The sequence below is a fragment of the Stenotrophomonas sp. SMYL20 genome, from assembly GCF_036320045.1.
GTDB classification, from domain to species: Bacteria; Pseudomonadota; Gammaproteobacteria; order Xanthomonadales; family Xanthomonadaceae; genus Stenotrophomonas; species Stenotrophomonas maltophilia_A.
Genome location: NZ_JAWIRT010000005.1, coordinates 123754 through 139852, shown reverse-complemented (window position 1 = coordinate 139852; position 16099 = coordinate 123754). Strand labels below are relative to the sequence as shown.

Annotated in this window: 16 protein-coding genes; 7 read left to right on the top strand and 9 right to left on the bottom strand. The window is 61.7% G+C overall.

What is annotated here, in order from left to right:
* The first annotated feature begins 330 nt into the window (after window positions 1–330).
* Complete coding sequence (locus tag V3B48_RS05545) at window positions 331–3165, top strand: TonB-dependent receptor (protein ID WP_329893359.1); 2835 nt, start codon at window positions 331–333, stop codon at window positions 3163–3165.
* Between the two features lie 258 nt (window positions 3166–3423).
* Window positions 3424–4452 carry a hypothetical protein gene (locus V3B48_RS05540; RefSeq protein ID WP_329893358.1) on the top strand — a complete coding sequence of 343 codons (1029 nt, stop codon included), beginning with the start codon at window positions 3424–3426 and terminating at the stop codon, window positions 4450–4452.
* 8 nt (window positions 4453–4460) lie between these two features.
* Here V3B48_RS05540 and V3B48_RS05535 read toward each other — a convergent pair whose 3' ends face one another.
* Entirely contained in the window at window positions 4461–5354 is an 894-nt protein-coding gene (locus V3B48_RS05535; protein WP_107433274.1) for a DMT family transporter, read from the bottom strand.
* A gap of 65 nt (window positions 5355–5419) precedes the next feature.
* Here V3B48_RS05535 and V3B48_RS05530 point away from each other — a divergent pair, with 65 nt between their 5' ends.
* Window positions 5420–6223, top strand: a complete 804-nt coding sequence (locus V3B48_RS05530; protein WP_049401083.1) for a helix-turn-helix transcriptional regulator — start codon at window positions 5420–5422, stop codon at window positions 6221–6223.
* A 7-nt stretch (window positions 6224–6230) separates the two neighbouring features.
* On the opposite strand, the gene V3B48_RS05525 is transcribed toward V3B48_RS05530, so the two are convergent.
* Window positions 6231–6647 carry a hypothetical protein gene (locus V3B48_RS05525; RefSeq protein ID WP_032128572.1) on the bottom strand — a complete coding sequence of 139 codons (417 nt, stop codon included), beginning with the start codon at window positions 6645–6647 and terminating at the stop codon, window positions 6231–6233.
* A gap of 127 nt (window positions 6648–6774) precedes the next feature.
* Here V3B48_RS05525 and V3B48_RS05520 point away from each other — a divergent pair, with 127 nt between their 5' ends.
* Complete coding sequence (locus V3B48_RS05520; protein ID WP_049423732.1) at window positions 6775–7416, top strand: glutathione S-transferase family protein; 642 nt, start codon at window positions 6775–6777, stop codon at window positions 7414–7416.
* A gap of 21 nt (window positions 7417–7437) precedes the next feature.
* On the opposite strand, the gene V3B48_RS05515 is transcribed toward V3B48_RS05520, so the two are convergent.
* Window positions 7438–7845: a hypothetical protein gene (locus V3B48_RS05515; protein WP_197615586.1), complete on the bottom strand. Its 408-nt coding sequence runs from the start codon at window positions 7843–7845 to the stop codon at window positions 7438–7440.
* Between the two features lie 49 nt (window positions 7846–7894).
* The gene (locus V3B48_RS05510) at window positions 7895–8314 is read right to left on the bottom strand and encodes an H-NS histone family protein (RefSeq protein WP_012512202.1); all 420 of its coding nucleotides are present in this window, start codon (window positions 8312–8314) and stop codon (window positions 7895–7897) included.
* Window positions 8315–8432: 118 nt separating this feature from the next.
* On the opposite strand from V3B48_RS05510, the gene V3B48_RS05505 reads away from it, so the two are divergent.
* Complete coding sequence (locus V3B48_RS05505) at window positions 8433–8825, top strand: DoxX family protein (protein WP_121504312.1); 393 nt, start codon at window positions 8433–8435, stop codon at window positions 8823–8825.
* Window positions 8826–8849: 24 nt separating this feature from the next.
* Here the strand turns inward: V3B48_RS05505 and V3B48_RS05500 are convergent, their stop codons facing one another.
* The 3 genes from V3B48_RS05500 to V3B48_RS05490 form a co-directional block, all read right to left on the bottom strand.
* Complete coding sequence (locus V3B48_RS05500) at window positions 8850–9536, bottom strand: hypothetical protein (protein WP_329893357.1); 687 nt, start codon at window positions 9534–9536, stop codon at window positions 8850–8852.
* 60 nt (window positions 9537–9596) lie between these two features.
* Window positions 9597–10244 (bottom strand): hypothetical protein, encoded by a 648-nt coding sequence (locus V3B48_RS05495; RefSeq protein ID WP_132810840.1) that lies wholly within the window; start codon window positions 10242–10244, stop codon window positions 9597–9599.
* Between the two features lie 210 nt (window positions 10245–10454).
* A complete protein-coding gene (locus V3B48_RS05490) occupies window positions 10455–12269 on the bottom strand; it encodes an AAA family ATPase (protein WP_107433268.1) in 1815 nt (604 codons plus the stop codon).
* A gap of 182 nt (window positions 12270–12451) precedes the next feature.
* Between V3B48_RS05490 and V3B48_RS05485 the strand changes: the two genes are divergently transcribed.
* Complete coding sequence (locus tag V3B48_RS05485) at window positions 12452–12811, top strand: integrase (protein WP_329893356.1); 360 nt, start codon at window positions 12452–12454, stop codon at window positions 12809–12811.
* Window positions 12812–13029: 218 nt separating this feature from the next.
* The gene (locus V3B48_RS05480; RefSeq protein WP_329893380.1) at window positions 13030–13251 is read left to right on the top strand and encodes a hypothetical protein; all 222 of its coding nucleotides are present in this window, start codon (window positions 13030–13032) and stop codon (window positions 13249–13251) included.
* A 222-nt stretch (window positions 13252–13473) separates the two neighbouring features.
* Here V3B48_RS05480 and V3B48_RS05475 read toward each other — a convergent pair whose 3' ends face one another.
* Together V3B48_RS05475 and V3B48_RS05470 are read right to left on the bottom strand one after the other, a co-directional pair.
* The gene (locus V3B48_RS05475; protein ID WP_099539916.1) at window positions 13474–13941 is read right to left on the bottom strand and encodes a PIN domain-containing protein; all 468 of its coding nucleotides are present in this window, start codon (window positions 13939–13941) and stop codon (window positions 13474–13476) included.
* Entirely contained in the window at window positions 13941–15119 is a 1179-nt protein-coding gene (locus tag V3B48_RS05470; protein ID WP_099539917.1) for an ImmA/IrrE family metallo-endopeptidase, read from the bottom strand. Before V3B48_RS05470 ends, V3B48_RS05475 begins: the two co-directional genes overlap by 1 nt.
* Window positions 15120–16099 lie beyond the last annotated feature (980 nt).

Below are 16099 nucleotides of genomic sequence, written 5' to 3'. Positions count from 1 at the left end.
GTCACCAACAGTGCGATGGCAAGCACCAGCAACAGCACATGCCACTGCTTCCACGTGGGTCTTGGTTTGCCGGGGGTATTCATCGGATGTCTCCTGGAGTCTGTCATCAGCCCGCAGCCAGACTGAAGCAGAGCACCCTTGGTGCGCGTCGCGGTTTCGTGCATGGCCTGTGCATGAACGCTGTATCCGGCGCGCGACGATAACGCGTCCATAACGTAATCGAGTTGTAAACGGAGTGTTAGGTTCCTTCCGATTCCGCACAGCGGGATTTCAGATCGGTTTCCACGCAGCGATGCGGAAACCCATTCAACTGGATTTGGAGAGAGCCAAATGCACTACAAGTACACCCTGCTTTCCCTGGCAGTGGGCACGGCCTTGGCCGCTGCCTGGTCACCGGCCGCGCATGCGCAGGATGACAGCGATAAAACACCGAAGAACCTCGATCGCATCCAGGTTACCGGTTCGGCCATCCGCAGCGTGGATATCGAAACGCAGCAGCCGATCATCGCCATCACCCGCGCGATGATCGAGCAGCAGGGCTTCACCACCATCGCCGACCTGCTGCAGAACCTGACCTCCACCGGCGCGCCGACCATTTCGCGTGCGCGCGCGTTGGCGTCCGGCGAGAACGTTGGCGGCTACTACGTCAACATCCGCAATCTGGGTGCCACGCGCACCCTGGTTCTGGTCAACGGCAAGCGGCTCGGCGCCACCACCAGCGGCCTGCAGGATCTCAGCCAGATTCCGATGAGCGCGGTGGAACGCATCGACGTGCTGAAGGACGGCGCCTCCTCGCTGTACGGCTCGGATGCAATCGCTGGCGTGGTCAACATCATCACCCGCAAGAACTACGAAGGCCTGGAAGTGTCCATGCAGCGCGGGCAGTTCAGCCAGGGCGATGGCAAGGACAGCACGTTCTCGCTGGTCACCGGCGCCCGTGGGGAGCGTGGCGGGTACACGCTCGCACTGGAATACCAGAAGTCAGACCCGGTGTTTGCCCGCGACCGCGAGTTCTCCCGGTACGGTGGCGCCGGCCCCAACTACCCGGGCGCGGACTGGAGCAACATCAGCCAGAACGGTTCCTGGTGCGACCCGGCGCTCTACAAGTGCAATACCGGTGATGCCGTATTCAAGACCCTCAATCGTGGCGGCGATCCGAAGAACCCGAACGACTACCACCCGATCACGCCGGCCGAGTTCGCCAACGGCAACGACCAGATGCACCTGCAGACCGGCATCGAGCGCCGCTCGCTGTTCCTGAGCACGGACTACGCCCTGACCGACCAGATCAAGTTCACTGCCGACATCGGCTACAACGAGCGCACCACCGACCAGCAGATCGCGGGCTACCCGTACCAGTCGACCAAGTTCGGCACGCCCCTGGACGCGGCCAGCGTATTCAACCCGCTCGACCACGGCATCGCGTTCAATCGCCGCCTGTGGGAAGTGCCGCGCACGACCGAAAGCAAGCTGAAGTCGCTGCGGGTTGCACCCAGTCTGTCCGGCTACTTCGAGCTGGGGACCAAGACGTACGACTGGGAAGTCGGCGCGTTGTTCAACCGCAATGAAGTTACAAAAACAGGCCGTGGCGACATGAGCCTGATCGCTTCCCGGCAGGCATTGGGGCCCTCCTACCTCGATGCCAACGGTGTGGCCCGGTGTGGCACGGCGGCATCGCCGGTCTCGGGTTGCCTGGCCTGGAATCCTTTGCTGCCGTTCGGGGTCGCGGGGGCTGGCTCTCTCTCCGATCCCGAACTGCAGCGCTTCTTGTTCCCGACGTTCAACGATACCGGCATCACCAAGACCCGCAGCTACTTCGCCAACATCTCCGGCCCGGTGATCGAACTGCCTGCCGGTGACCTGTCCGTCGCCCTGGGGTATCAGTACCGCAAGGAAGAAGGCCGCTTCGTGCCCGATGCCTTCGCCCAGTCGCGCCAGAGCACTGCACTGGGCGCATCCACCACCGCCGGCGACTACAGCCTCAACGAGTTCTTCGCCGAAGTGAACGTGCCGATCCTGCGCGACCTGCCGTTCGCCAAGGAACTGACCGTGAACCTGGCTACGCGCTACTCCGACTACAGCAACTTCGGCAGCACCACCAACTCCAAGGCGAGCTTCGCCTGGCGTCCGATCGAAGAGCTCATGATCCGTGGCACCTTCGCCGAAGGCTTCCGCGCACCGAGCATCTCCGATCTGTATGGCGGCCTGGGCACCAGCTTCGAAACCTATGTCGACCCGTGCGGCATCGGCGCCACCAACAGCGTCAACGGCAATGCCGCCTGCAACGCCGCCGGCGTCCCGCTGGGCTACCAGCAGCTGAACCAGAGCCTGAAGCCCTGCGCCAGCTATCCGTGCGCCACGCCTGACGAGTTCACCACCGGCTCCGATCCGAAGCTGCGCCCGGAAGAGTCCAAGAGCAAGACCGTGGGCGTGGTCTGGAGCCCGCGCTGGGTGGACGGGCTGGACATCAACCTCGACTGGTACAGCTACAAGATCACCAACATGATCATCCAGGACAGCGTCGATCGCATCCTGCGTGACTGCTACGTGCTCGGCAACGCTTCGCGTTGTGGCAGCGTCAAGCGCGCTGGCGATGGCCACATCACCAGCATGTTCTACGGTCTGGCCAATCTGGGCTCTATGGAAACCGAAGGCTGGGACCTGGGTATCCGCTACCGCCTGCCCGAGTTCTCGTTCGGCCGCTTCACCATCGACCTGCAGAACAGCTATGTCTCCAAGTACGACGAGGAGAACCAGAACTCGGCCGGCGATACGATCATGATGGGCCGGATCGGCCAGCCGGGAATTTCCCGCCTGCGCTCGAACCTGGGTGTGAACTGGCAGCTCGGCAACTTCAGCACGCAGTACACCGTGCGCTACTACTCCGGCATGGTTGAAAACTGCGTACCGAACCGTCCGTGCACCCTGCCCGACCGCTACGCCTACGGTGAGCCGGATGCCCTGCGCAAGGTCGGTTCCAATGCCTTCCACGATATCCAGGTCAGCTACAAGCTGCCGTGGGACGGCACCGTGGCGCTGGGTTCGAACAACGTGTTCAACCACCAGGGCCCGATCATGTTCTCCAAGCCGTCCAGCTCCTTCCCCTATTACGGCGGCTTCGATATCGGCCGCACCGTGTACGTGAAGTACTCGCAGCGCTTCTGACGGGCAGGTCCGTGCTCGTGGCCGGCGGAAGGGGAGTCCGCCGGCCACGATGCACACCGCCTCCACCCAATCTCCATCGTTTTTCGACGGAATCTCCAAGGTTCCCGGCAACACTTGATGTCATGACGGCTAAGGAGCAGGACCGCATGGATCGCCACGCGCCCCGACACTGCACACCCGTCTCCAGGTTCACCACTGAATGTGACGGTGTGGCCGGGTTCCGATCTTCCGGACATGCCGCCGCAAGGGAAGTACGAGATGACGACGGCAGTTCGCACCGGCCTGACCGACCTGGTCGCTGACGCGCAGCGGTACCTGCGCAGGATTCTTCCCGGGCTCGCCTCGGCAGTGCATCCACTTGCTTCATTGCATGCCATTCCCCACGCGATGGCATCGCGCTACCACCTCGCCGGGCTGATGCTGTACGGGGAAACCCCCGCCATGCTCGCCGTGGCCCGCGAGCCGGGCGAATCCAGCACCCGTGTGATCCAGGATGTGCGCTGCCTGCGCTCTGCAGCGAATGCACTGGTGCTGTACGTCTCGCCCTATCTCACGCCGACCCAGCGCCGCTTCCTGGTCGAGAACCACATCGACTTCGTGGTCCCGCACACCCAGTTGTTCGCGCCGAGCCTGGCCATTGAGTTCCGCGACGACCCCGATCATGAGAAGAAAGCCATCTCGCTGCTGCCTTCGGCGCAGGCCGTACTGATCCACGTGCTGCTGAGTGGCCAGACGCGCTGGTGGTCACCGCGCGAGATCAGCGGCGTCGCCGGCTACACCTCGATGACGGCGTCGCGCCTGTCTGCCGAACTGGTCGGTCGCGGCCTGGTCGAGCGCTCCACCGGGGGCCGCGAACGCTTCCTGAAGCTGGCCGGCAACCGCGACGAGGTCTGGGCCAGGGCACAGCCGTTCCTGCGTTCCCCCATCCTGAAGGAAGTGGATGTCTGCTGGGGCCCGACCGCCGAGGCACTCCGCGATGCGGGGCATCCGGCGCCGACGGCCGGCCTCGATGCGCTTGCTGAAACGTCACCGCCCCCGATCGGTGGCACCCGCGCACTGCACATCGATGCGTGGCGGTTGCTGGGCGCACTTCCCATGCCCGGCCCGGACTGCCTTCAGAGCGCACGGCTGCAGATCTGGGCCTATCCGCCGGCATTCACCAGTATTGGCGATGTGGTGGACCCGTTTTCGCTGTATCTCAGCCTGCAGGGCAAACGCGGCCATGATGCAGACGCGCTGCAACAGCGGGTGGAACAGGCGCTGAGTGGAGACACGTATCCCGCATGACCGAAGCCCTATGCGGGCTGCTCGCTCGGCACTGCGGCGGCGCGCCTGGCGCTGTACTCAGCGAACACCACGCCGGACACCGCCAGCAGGCCACCGCCCAGTACCCAGCCACTGAGCGATTCTCCCAGCAGCAGTACAGCCAGCGCGGCGGTCACGATCGGCACCAGGTTGAAGAAGCCAGAGACGCGCGCAGCGCCCAGGCGTGACAGTCCGGTCATCCAGGTCAGCGGCGCCAGGATCGAAGCGCACACGGCGGCGAAGCCGATGCAGCCGACCGCCGTGAGGTTGTTCACCCCGGTGCCGACCAGCAGCTGTACCGGCAACAGGATCAGCGATGCAGCGGTGGCCTGCAGGAACAGCGACTCCAGCACCGACAGCGGAATCTTCCAGCGCTGCATCAGCACGTTGTAGGCGGCGAACGCCAATGCACCGATCAGCATGATCGCGTCGCCGCGGTTCAGGCCCTGCGCTGCCAACCGCGCCAGGTCGCCCTGCGAGACCACCGCCACCACACCGGCAGTGGAGATCACCGCGCCAAGAATGGAAGTGCCTCGCACCGGATGGCCCATGAACACGCGCGACAGCGCCAGCGCGATCAACGGAATCAGCGCCTGGATCACCCCCATGTTGGTGGCCGAGGTGAAGTGCGCCGCATAGTAGGCCAGGCACTGGTACATCACCCCACCCAGGCAGCCCAGCACCAGGAAGCGCCCGAGATTGGCGCGCACGGTCGGCAGGTTTTCGCGCAGACGTGGCAGCGCCAACGGCAGCAGGACCACCGCCGCGACCAGCCAGCGGAAGAAGCCGATGTCGATGGGACCGACCGAGCCCGAAGCAAGCTTGGTAACGATGGTGTTCGCGCCCCACAGCAGGCAGGCGAGGATCGGGAAAAGATAGTTCACGGAACGCGGGTGTACGTGGGGGATTGCCCAGCGTACGCTTGGCGCATATCGAGGACATCCCGAAAATGCGCCACACCGACCCCGGCTTGCGGCAACCGATGGAGCCAATCCCCACCTTCCGCCAGCTGCCCGGTCCGATCTACTTCCGGCAGGGTGCGATGGAGCCCACGGACTGGGGGACGCACAGCCATCCGTGGGGCCAGTTCAACTTCGTCGCGCAGGGTGTGATGGAGATGAAGATCGACGGCGAATGGATGGTGTCCCCGCCGCACTACGCGATCTGGATTCCACCGGGAATGGCCCACTATTCGCGCAACCGCTCGCAGCTGGCCTACCGCTCGGCCTATCTGTCGCCGGCCTTGTCACGCCGCTTGCCTGATCGCTGCCGTGCACTGGAAGTCAGCCCGCTGCTGCGCGAGCTGCTGCACGAACTGGCACGGCAGGGCGTGACCGATCCGCAGACCCCGGCCCAGCGGCGTATGGCCGCCGTGGTCATCGACCAGATCGTCAATGCGGCCGTTCTGCCCAGCTTCCTGCCGATCGCCAGCAGCGATGCACTGAAGCAGGTGATGGCGTACATGGAGAAACACCTGTCGGTGGCCGAATCGGTTGCCGAAATCGCGCAGCGGCACCATATGAGCGTGCGCAAGCTGGAGCGCATGGCACGCAGCGAGCTGGGCATGTCGCTCGGCGACTGGCGTGGACGGGTGAAGTTCGTGCGCGCCACCGAGGCGCTGTGCACCCGCCGGCCGATCAGCCGGATCGCCGAGGAGCTGGGCTATTCCGGCGTCAGCGCCTTCGCCGAGATGTTCAAGCGGCACGCGCAGTGCACGCCGGATCAGTACCGGAAGCTGCATCGGGCGGGGTGAGGCCGGCCTAGAGAGCGATCAGCAGGTCCACAAGCAGCCTCGGCAGGAACAAGGCGGCCAGAACGCAGGCAAACAGGATGAGAATGACCTTTGCCGTCAATGGGCGACGGCGGGGATTGCTGAAATAGAGGTGCAGATCGCGCAGTTCATCTTCCAGTCCCCTCCGCACGCCTGCGTTCTGTGTACCGGGTTCGAGCAGCTGTCGCTCAAGCGCCTTCAGGCGCTTCATCAGCTCACGCGGCGGTGTAGCCCGCAGGATCAGCTGATTGAGCTCCTGAAGCCGGCGCGCCTGCGGCATCAGCGCTGCCACGAGATCATCCGGCGGAAGCTGTGAGACCCATCGCTGGGCGTCCGCATCCATCTCAGCCTGCAGCACATCGCGTTGCTGCTGCAGTTCGGCCAGGGAAGTGCGGCGCTGCCACATGAGGAGGCACAGGTGTGGTGGGTGGCGGGCAGTGTATCGCCCGCCGTCCCGGGAAGGGTGTCGATTTCCCGCCCCGTGGTTCGTCGGAACAGGAAAGGCAGGCCCTTCGACCTGCAGGAGTGCCACGATGTGCCCGATCCTCACCGCCTTCGCCACTTCCCCGGACCGCGGCCAGGGCCTGGCCCGTGACATGCGCGTACGCTGGGCGCTGGAGGAGCTGGCCGTGCCCTACAACGTGCAGCTGCTCGGCTTTGCCGAGCTGAAGCAGCCCGCGCACCTGGCCCGCAACCCCTTCGGGCAGATCCCCACCTGGCAGGACGGCGGCCAGGTCCTGTTCGAATCCGGCGCGATCGTGCTGTACCTGGCCGAGCAGCATGCCGGCCTGCTTCCTGCTGATCCAGATGCACGCATGCGCGCGATCATGTGGGTGTTCGCTGCATTGAATACGGTGGAGCCGCCCATCGTCGAGCGCTCGATGGCCTGGGTGCTGGAGCACGAGCAGCCCTGGTATGCGCAGCGCCTGCCGATGCTCGATGAGCGTGTGCGTATGCGGCTGGCGCAGCTGTCCGCCTGGTTGGGATCGGCGTTGTGGCTGGAGGGCGAGTTCAGCGCCGGCGACCTGATGATGGTTTCGGTGCTGCTGCGCCTGAAGAGCAGCGGCCTCCTCGATGAGTACCCGCAGGTGGTGGCCTATGTGGGCCGTGCAACGCAGCGCCCCGCCTACCAGCGTGCGTTTGCTGCGCAGCTGGCGGTGTTCCAGAACGCCTGACGCTACGCCCGTGGGCAGGCTTCAGTGCAGACTACGCCGACATGCGGCCTGCACCAGCATCAGCTGCGCCACCAGGATCAGCATCGCGCAACCTGACAGCAGCCACGGGTCGATATACCACTGCGCGTTGAAGCTGAAATCTCCGGCGGAAATACGCTTCCAGCCGTTGAAGTGCTGCATCGCCGCGACCACGAATGCGAAGCCGCCCGCGGTATACGACAACCACGGCACGATGAGGCCGCCCGGCCGCGCAAACAGCGTCAGCACACCCAGCACGCCGATGACCGTGCGCTGCACGCGGCAGTACGGGCAGACATAGGCCATCCCGCTCCATTCCACCGCCCAGGCCAGCAGGCTGACCAGCACCGCCGCGCCTGCCGCGATGTAGAGGACTCTGGGTGAGATCGTCATGCTGCCATCGTGTGCCATCCCGTGTTCCTTCGTTCAAAGACCCCGGCAGGGTAGCAGCGCGGCAGGTTCAATCCTTCTTGAAAACCGTGCGCTTGCCGATCGGGCTGCTCTTGCGCGCCGTCGGCCGGGCCAGGCCGGGAATCAGGAAGTCGGTCACCTTGTGGCCCTTCTGCACCTTGGACGCCAGCCAGCGCGGCATGCGCCCGCGGCCGGACCAGGTCAGGCGCTTGTACTCCGGGTCACGGTACTTGGCAGCCACTTTCCCGGTTCTGCGCCGTGCCGGTTTCCGGCGCGGTGCGGCCTCTTCGTTCGCCTCTCCGCCGAACAACTCTTCGAGGGTATACCCCGCTTCTGCTGCTGCGGCCTTCAACATCCGCCGTACCGCACTGGCCGGACGGCGGCTGGATATCAGCTGTTTCCGCTGTTCAGCGGCAACCACCAAGGCGCCCAGCTCCCGAAGGCTGAGCGATTCAATATCAATCGTCATGGGAGAAAGGTCTCCTGCGGACGGCCAGCTGTCAAGGCGCCTTGCCCTTGGCGTAGACACGGGCTTCACTGCCGGTGGGCTCCGATCGCCTTCGCCGGCCATCTCCGAGGACACCGACGTGAGCCACTCATCCCATTCGCTCGCTTACCTGCTTGCACGCATCCTGCTGATGGCGCTGTTCCTCATCTCCGGCCTGGGCAAGCTCGGTGATCTCAGCGGCACCCAGGGCTACATGGAAGCGATGGGCGTGCCCGGCATCCTGCTCTGGCCGACCATCGCCTTCGAGATCGGCAGCGGACTGTGCATCCTGCTTGGCTTCCAGACCCGGCTGGTGTCGATCGTGCTGGTGGGTTTCAGCCTGGTCACCGCTTTCATCTTCCATCACAACTTCGCCGACCAGACCCAACAGATCATGTTCCTGAAGAACCTGGGGCTGGCCGGTGGCTTCCTGCTGCTGGCCTGCACCGGGGCCGGGCGGTACAGCATTGATGGCAGAGGGCGGCGCGGGTAAGCGCCGATCGGCGCCCCCCACGCGCTAGCGCCGAAGCTCAGCCTCCGGCGCCAATGTGTGGATCACCTTGCCCTGCGCATCGAGGAACTCGATCGCACCGTAGCCTTCCGCAGTGACAGTCAGGCGCAGTCGCGTGCGGTCTGCCTTGTCGTTCAAGGCGATGGCCGGCGTGCCGTCAGGCCCGACCACCAGACTGATGCGGGTCGGTGCTTGCACCCCAGGAATCAGCTTGTTGCCCAGCGCAGGCTCGCGGATCAGCTTCGGCGCCTGGTTGATCGAAAAACTCACCGCGCCGTCCGGCGATACCCGCCAGCCGATCGCATCCATCGCCGGATGGTCCAGCGCAAGCACCGCCATGCCGCCGTCGACATCGGCGGTGCCCAAGCCACCGCGTTCGCTGCCCTTGTCGTCGTACAGCACCATGCCGGCCACGTTGAAGGCGCGCTTGTACTGCAGGCCATCGATGATCGGTGCCGGTGTCTTTCCGGACAGCGTCATGCGGATCACCCCCGTGTCATCGACGATATCGATGCGCCGTGCGGTGATGCGCTCGTGGTCCGGTGTTGCTACGCGCGTCTGCGGTGCCTTGTCGACGATCAGGCGTTGCAGGGTGTCAACCGACGGGCGCCTGGGTGAGTCGGACGGCTCGGCAGCGGCAGGCAGTGCCGCAAGGGTAGTCAGGGCGACGAACATACGGGCACTGCGCTTCATGCGGGCTCCTTGTCGTACGGATCGGCGGAAGCCGCATCATGCCACCCTTGCAGCGCCCTCTCATGAGGGAGGCGGAATTTCCGGCAGCTGGAGCCCCTGTGCCAGGGCGAATGCACGTGACGCGCGCCAGTACGCCTCAGGCGGCCTCTGCAGTTCGGGCCGGCTCCAGTAGTCATTGATGTGCAGTACGCTCATCACGTCGACCCATGCAGCGCGCGCATCGTGGACGCACATGCGCCAGCGATGATGCGGCGGAAAGTACGCGTAGTACTCAAGCGCCTGCCGCTGTGCCTGCTCTTCGTCAATCCCTGCCTGATGGATCAACGTCCACGCATGCATATGGCGCGCGTGCGCAAGCGCACCGAGATACTCATCCTCATCCAGCAAGGGAATCGGCTCGCCGCGCGCCAGGCACAGCGCGTCCGATTCGGTGTCGTACTCCAGCGACGGCTGCAACAGTTCCGGGTTCTGGTGCCAGTACCCTTCGCCCAGCACATGCAGCATCGCCCAATGCCAGGGCTCGTCGTGGAAGAGCAGTTCGTGCTCGTATTCGTGGCCGGCGGCCTGGTCCGGATAGCGTTCGCGTGCCTGTTCGATTGCCAGCGCTTCGGGAATCTGGCCGTAGCGCACCAGGCACCAGGCGAACAGATGCCGGCTGTCTTCGATTTCAGTGGTGAAGTCTTCCACCGGGGCGCGGGTGTCGGGCATGTTCGATCCTTGCGTGTGGATCAGATGTTGCCTTGAAGGCAGTGCGCGGGGAAGAAGAGAGCAGCTGTTCCCGCAGGCATAAGTTGTCCGCGCGCAGCAATCATAAAGTGTCCGCAGAACTGCGGCCTCAAGGCGTTCTCCCCCTAAATGGCTCGGTCGAGCACTCCAGACGATACTTGAGGTCGACCGAGCCTACGCGCCCACCGCCAATCAGCCTTCTACAACCTCATCAGCTACAGGCTCGAACTCGGCAACAGCCGCCGATAACGCAGCTTCATCGTCCCACTCCAAAACGCCGGCCGGACAGTCATCCGAGCTCCTGACAAGGAACTCCAGCAGATCAAACACTCTTTTCCGGGCAAGTGCATCCTCTCGAACTCTCAGCCAGGATGCGTAAGGCTTCTCTCCGGATACGAGTTCACCAAACATTGCTACCTCGAATGTGTGCAGAGAGGCAACAAGACGAACATCGGACGGAGAGTTCTTTACCTCTTCGAGAATTTTCCCGTTGGCTACCCATGCACTGTTTGCGACCAGCTGGCCTTTCCTATTCTTTGCTCTCTGCAAATCAGCATCGTGAAGCACGGAATAGGAACACTTGAACTGATTCAAGATCTTACAGAGCGCAACAATGGTGTACTTCCCGCGCGCCCGCACGATGTGCACATCGTGGAATTTCGCCGGATCATCGGCGATAACCTCCCGAAATGCCGCGTACTCAGTATCCCCCTCCACGATCACCGTCCGACCACCGAAGAAGAACTCGGCAACATAGGGGTCATACATATTCAGGAGCTTCAGCCGCTCCTTGTCTTCATCGCCTAGCCTGGCCCGATCAGGACGGAAGATTGTTGTGCCTGAGACGGTTCCGGCCTGAGATCGCTCTACTCTTACAATGGAAGTATTGTTACGCGAGAGATCGATGAAAGCGGGTGAGTGAGTAGTCACCATCACCTGCCATGTTTTTCCGCCGGGAAGCGAGTAGAGCACGTTGCAAGCATCACGCACTGCGGCAGGGTGCAGGCACAGCTCCGGCTCATCCAGTAGCAGCACATGGGGCCTTTCCGTTCCTTTCGCTCCCGCTTTGTGGTCCGCGATGATCCTGAGCGCGTTCCACATAAGTGTTCGCCTGGCTCCACTGCCCTGTCGCTCCAGATCCGATTGGTGCCCATCTGCGGGCCCCATTCTGAGAACTGGCGGGGCCTTGAAGAAGGATATGCTCCTGCTTAGATCGTCCTCTGGACGAGCATCCAACGTAATACTGTAGCCTGGAAAGACATCGGCCATCGCCCTCACCAGTTCTAGACGCACCTCGTTGATCGCCTCCATGGCCTCGGTTGCGACTGCCTTTTGGAGTTCCGCGACTCCTGCAAGGAGCTTTGCGTAAGCACCTTCCTTGCCCTCTTCTTCGATAAGCGCCTTGACCCGCTGCTTCGTCGCCTCCTCCAGAAGGGAAATGATGCTATCGGCTTGCTTCTTGGGATCGTCGAAGGCTTCAATCCGATGCATCTCGGGCCTATTGGACTGAGCAACGGATGCGGTTCCCCAAGGGCCATGGTTAGCATCCCAAGCATTGAGCTCGACGTTGAAGCCCCTTTTCTTAGGCTTACCAGGGCAACTCCAAGTCCAACGCTCCCTTACATGTCGATCTCCATTGGGTCGAACATCAATCCATTTATCAGCTGGCGGCTTACTATCAGCGAAGAGGACGGTCTCTAGCTCGATACTCGGCATGTCCTCGTCTTTCAACTCTGCACCCGTGACGTAGCCTCCAGGAAAATCCTCTGCCAGCAGGTCCCCCTTCGCGCCCGACTCCATCACAAGCTGGTACGCGCGAAGGATGGAGCTCTTCCCGGTGTTGTTCGCACCTACCAGGACAACAATGTCGTCTAGCTCGATTTCAACAGCCTGCCTGCCTATTGCCCGAAAATTCTTAATTACTAGCTTGTGCATTCGAGCCCGCGGTGCTGCCTGATCCTCGGCCACAAGCTTTTTCTCTGCGACCTTCTTTTTTACAGTTGCCATTGCGCCCCCTGTTTTTCCAACCGCCATATTGCGGTCGCACCAATACTCGCCTCGATAGATGCATCCTGTCTGTCAGATTACCCCTATACGGATAGCTTACCGACGCCCACCGCCTGAACCATGGCGTACATGGTGAACGGCGGAAGGGATCGCGCGCATCAGTCACGGAATGGAACGAGGAGATGATCGAGGCATGGGAGGCGCTGGTCACTCGACGTAACGCGATCTGGAACCGCAAGGGTCGCAACGTCCCTGTGCCCATCAGGGCGGAGCAGCGCGTCCTCTTGGTGGAACAGGCAGGCAACCCCATCGCCCGGTCTTCAATGTCCAGTGCCTGGCAACGCTTCATTCGCATGGCAATGAGCGAGGGAGTGATTGAGGAAGACGAGCGGTTCTCGATGCACGGTCTCAAGCACCGGGGCATTACCGACACCGAGGGCAACCGTGGCGACAAGCAGGACGCGGCCGGGCACAAATCACCGACCACGACGGGCCGCTACGATCACGATATGCCAATCGTGAAACCACCGCGCAAGCGCTGAATTTTCCCGACAATTTTCCCGGCGGCACAAAAAAGGCACTTGGGCAGCAGCCTAAGTGCCTGATTTTTTTATGGTGGGCCCATCAGGACTGATATACCGCACGTTATTCATTGCTCTGCAATGCTTTCGTGATTAGCCTTCACTCCTGTTACCGCCAAAGTTACCGCCATCAAGAGTTCCTTTAGGAGACGACAATGCGGGCCCGTGAACAGGGGAGTATGAGCACACAAGTGCTGACATTCGAGGATCTACGCAAACTGTGCGCGCCTAATGGTCCGTCGCCACGATTGTCTACGGTGGAGCGTTGGGCCCATTCACAAGGCATTCGGTACAAGTACGATGGCCAAGGTGGGATATGGACAACCATCGACGCTCTGAATGCTGCATTGGGTCTGCACGCAGCAAGAGAAGACGAACAGTATCTAATCGACCTCATCTGATGCACTTACAGCATGTGCGATTTGGTGAAGCCCACCGATGTGACTCGGCCGTGGCACGGAGCTTTGGCCGACACGAACGATATGACCAGCAAGCCGACCTGGTTGATGCGCGAGGGGAGGATCTGCAACGCGGGCGGATCTTGAATCCGTTCGCTGGCTCGGGCACGCCCCTGGTAGCTACCTAGATGGGAGGCGGGCTTGGATGGCGCGCAAGCCACCGCATCAGAAGCTGAGCCGCTCCTGAGCCATAAATTGTTCCAAGTTGATGCAGGGAACACTGAAATGCTGGCAAACGTTAGGAATTTTCGCGGAGTTGGGCTTGAAGTGCTCCTCCGTCACCACTGTGAAGCTGCGGACGGCGCCAGCCGCGATTACAAAAGGATCGGCAACAGGAGTACCGGTTAGACGCTGCTGCTCACCGATGATGCTCTGAAAGTGAGGAATAGCGAGGATCCTAGCGACGAACTGAAGCTCCCCCGCACTCGGTGTCGTAAACATCTGAGCGTTGGCATCAAGCCACTCCGTGACGTATGGCACAGGAGACCCATTGCCCAACTCCCGTCGCACCTCGCGGGTAGAGACTATAGAGCCACTTTGAGCGAGAGCCCCAAGGTGGCGCCACAATGACCCAAAAACCTGCGGGTAGTAGTGTTTTAGCTTGCTATAAGAGCCTGTATCGAAGACATACATCAGTTGCGCGTCCTATGCAAAACCAGGTCTTCCAGACCAGGCAGGTTCGCGGGCTTCACTCCAAGATACTCAGCGGCACGCTCAGAAGAGAGCTGTCCTCGCAGGCGCCGAGCAAAGACCTCTTGCAGAAGCGTATCGCTAAGGTACGCTCCTTTACTGGCATACCAGCTGCCCCCGCCCCCGTCACGTTCAACCATCTGATCCGTCCACTCCCTGGCCTTGCTCTCGTAAAAATTCCGCGTTGCTCGTCCCGCATCCAAGAAGCGTCGCAAGATGGCCTCACGACTCACACCAAAATGCCGAGCTACACCAGAAAAGTAGGCATCGTCCAATGCGTCTACATTGGAAGGAACGCCAGCGGTTACACGCGAGAACTCGTCAAATGGGATCAGCACCTCAGCAGCCACTGCGTTGCAGAACACTTCCAACTCTTGCTCTCGGACTGGCAATTCCCTGATGTAAGAGGTGTCGAACTTTGAAATGCCACTCACGTCGAAAAGAATATGCGCAAGCTCATGTAGCAGCGAGAAGATTTGACGGGTCTTCGTGGTGCTGTTGTTGATATAGATCAGTGGAAACTCGTGATCTCGCAGGCAGAACCCAGAGATGGTTTTCTGTTTAAAGCTGTCCTTGAAAACGAATACACCCATCCTCTCTATCGCCGATCGCCAAGCCTTCAAGGCTTGATCGTCGCCCCCCCACTGCGCCTGGGTTGGGCTATCTATTCCGAGTTCGCGACGAATGTTCATAGCCTGAGCGGCAACGTCCTGGTTACGCTGCAGCGACACGTGATGCCAGATCTTCCTCGGAGCAGGATTGGTCTCGCTGTACAGGTCTTCCAGACCTACCTGATAGGCGCGCGCCTTTCGTAGGTGCAGATATGTATCCCGCGACAGACTCGCCAGCTCCTCGGCCGGCAGAGTACGAAACTGTTGCCTTGGGCTGACCTCCTGCGGCGGCTCTGGCAGGAAGAACACGGCCAACGGCCTTTTGTAAAGCTCATAGGCAAGCCGCTCAAGCTGCGGGTAAGTGGGCGCACCGTCGCCGGACTCCCACGACTCCACCTCGGCCAGCTGCCGCTTGAGCCTGGTCGCCACATCATCCACTGACATTCCGGCGCTCTCTCGAGCCCAGCGCATCACGCTGGGCTGGATGCCCACAACTGGCTCGCCTCTCATTGTTACTCCTTCCTAGCGGGCGAAGTATCGCGGCTCTGGGTACGCTGCGCCAGTGCCTCCCCAGGGCCTTCTCGGACGATTTTGCCAGACCGCGCCAGCCAAGGACCGGGCCGATGCGGGCCACTCAGACTGCCTCCCGGCTGCGCTAGCATGCCCGGAGGGGGCAGTGATGGGAGCCGCCCCAGCTCCCCCGGCGAGCGCACTTGTCTCCCCGCCACACCTGCACACTTCATAGGGCGGTTTTTCTGCACTACCTGCACACGGGCCCATGACAGGCCCAATAAGGCTGTCCGGGGCATCGAGAGGCAATGTCACTACCTGCGAATCCCTGCGCAGAAGGGTCGCCTAGCGGAGCGTTGAGCGGCGAGAGGGAAGCCAGACTTAGGCAGCCAGGTAGGAGATAAAAAGTAGGCGTCCAATAGCGTCCAAGAAGAACAATCCACTACTTACAGTGTTTCAGTAAGGCTATGAAAAGGGGGTGTGGCACACTTTTTTGGTTACAGGTCTCGTGCAGGCACCGCTGTCTCACTTTCCCTATGCCCCCCTTGTCTCCCAAGGGTTTCGCCGGTCCAACTGCTGTCTTGCCGCCTCCCATTCTCCATGTGATATTCCTTGCCAACAGTATTTGCTGGTTACATTGGTACGATGGCTACACCATCCGTGCACACCTTGGCTATCAATGACTTACGATTACCACTGACTCGTACCAGCCCGTGGACACGACTGGTTACACTGGTTACAGCCAGTGCCGCAGAGAAGCGCGTGGGTTATAGAGCAAGGAAGACACGATGATCACTAGAGCTCCGATTCTGACGAGACTGGCCATATGGGCAGTCCCGTTCTTCAGCGCCACTCTGGCTGCACCCCTTAGCGCGCAGAATCCCGTTGGGATCCAACTCATGAACGATTTGGCCTGGCATGGCGTGTCTGATCGTGTCCAAGTTCATCAGCCATCTATGCAAGGAAAACCTCCCCACATC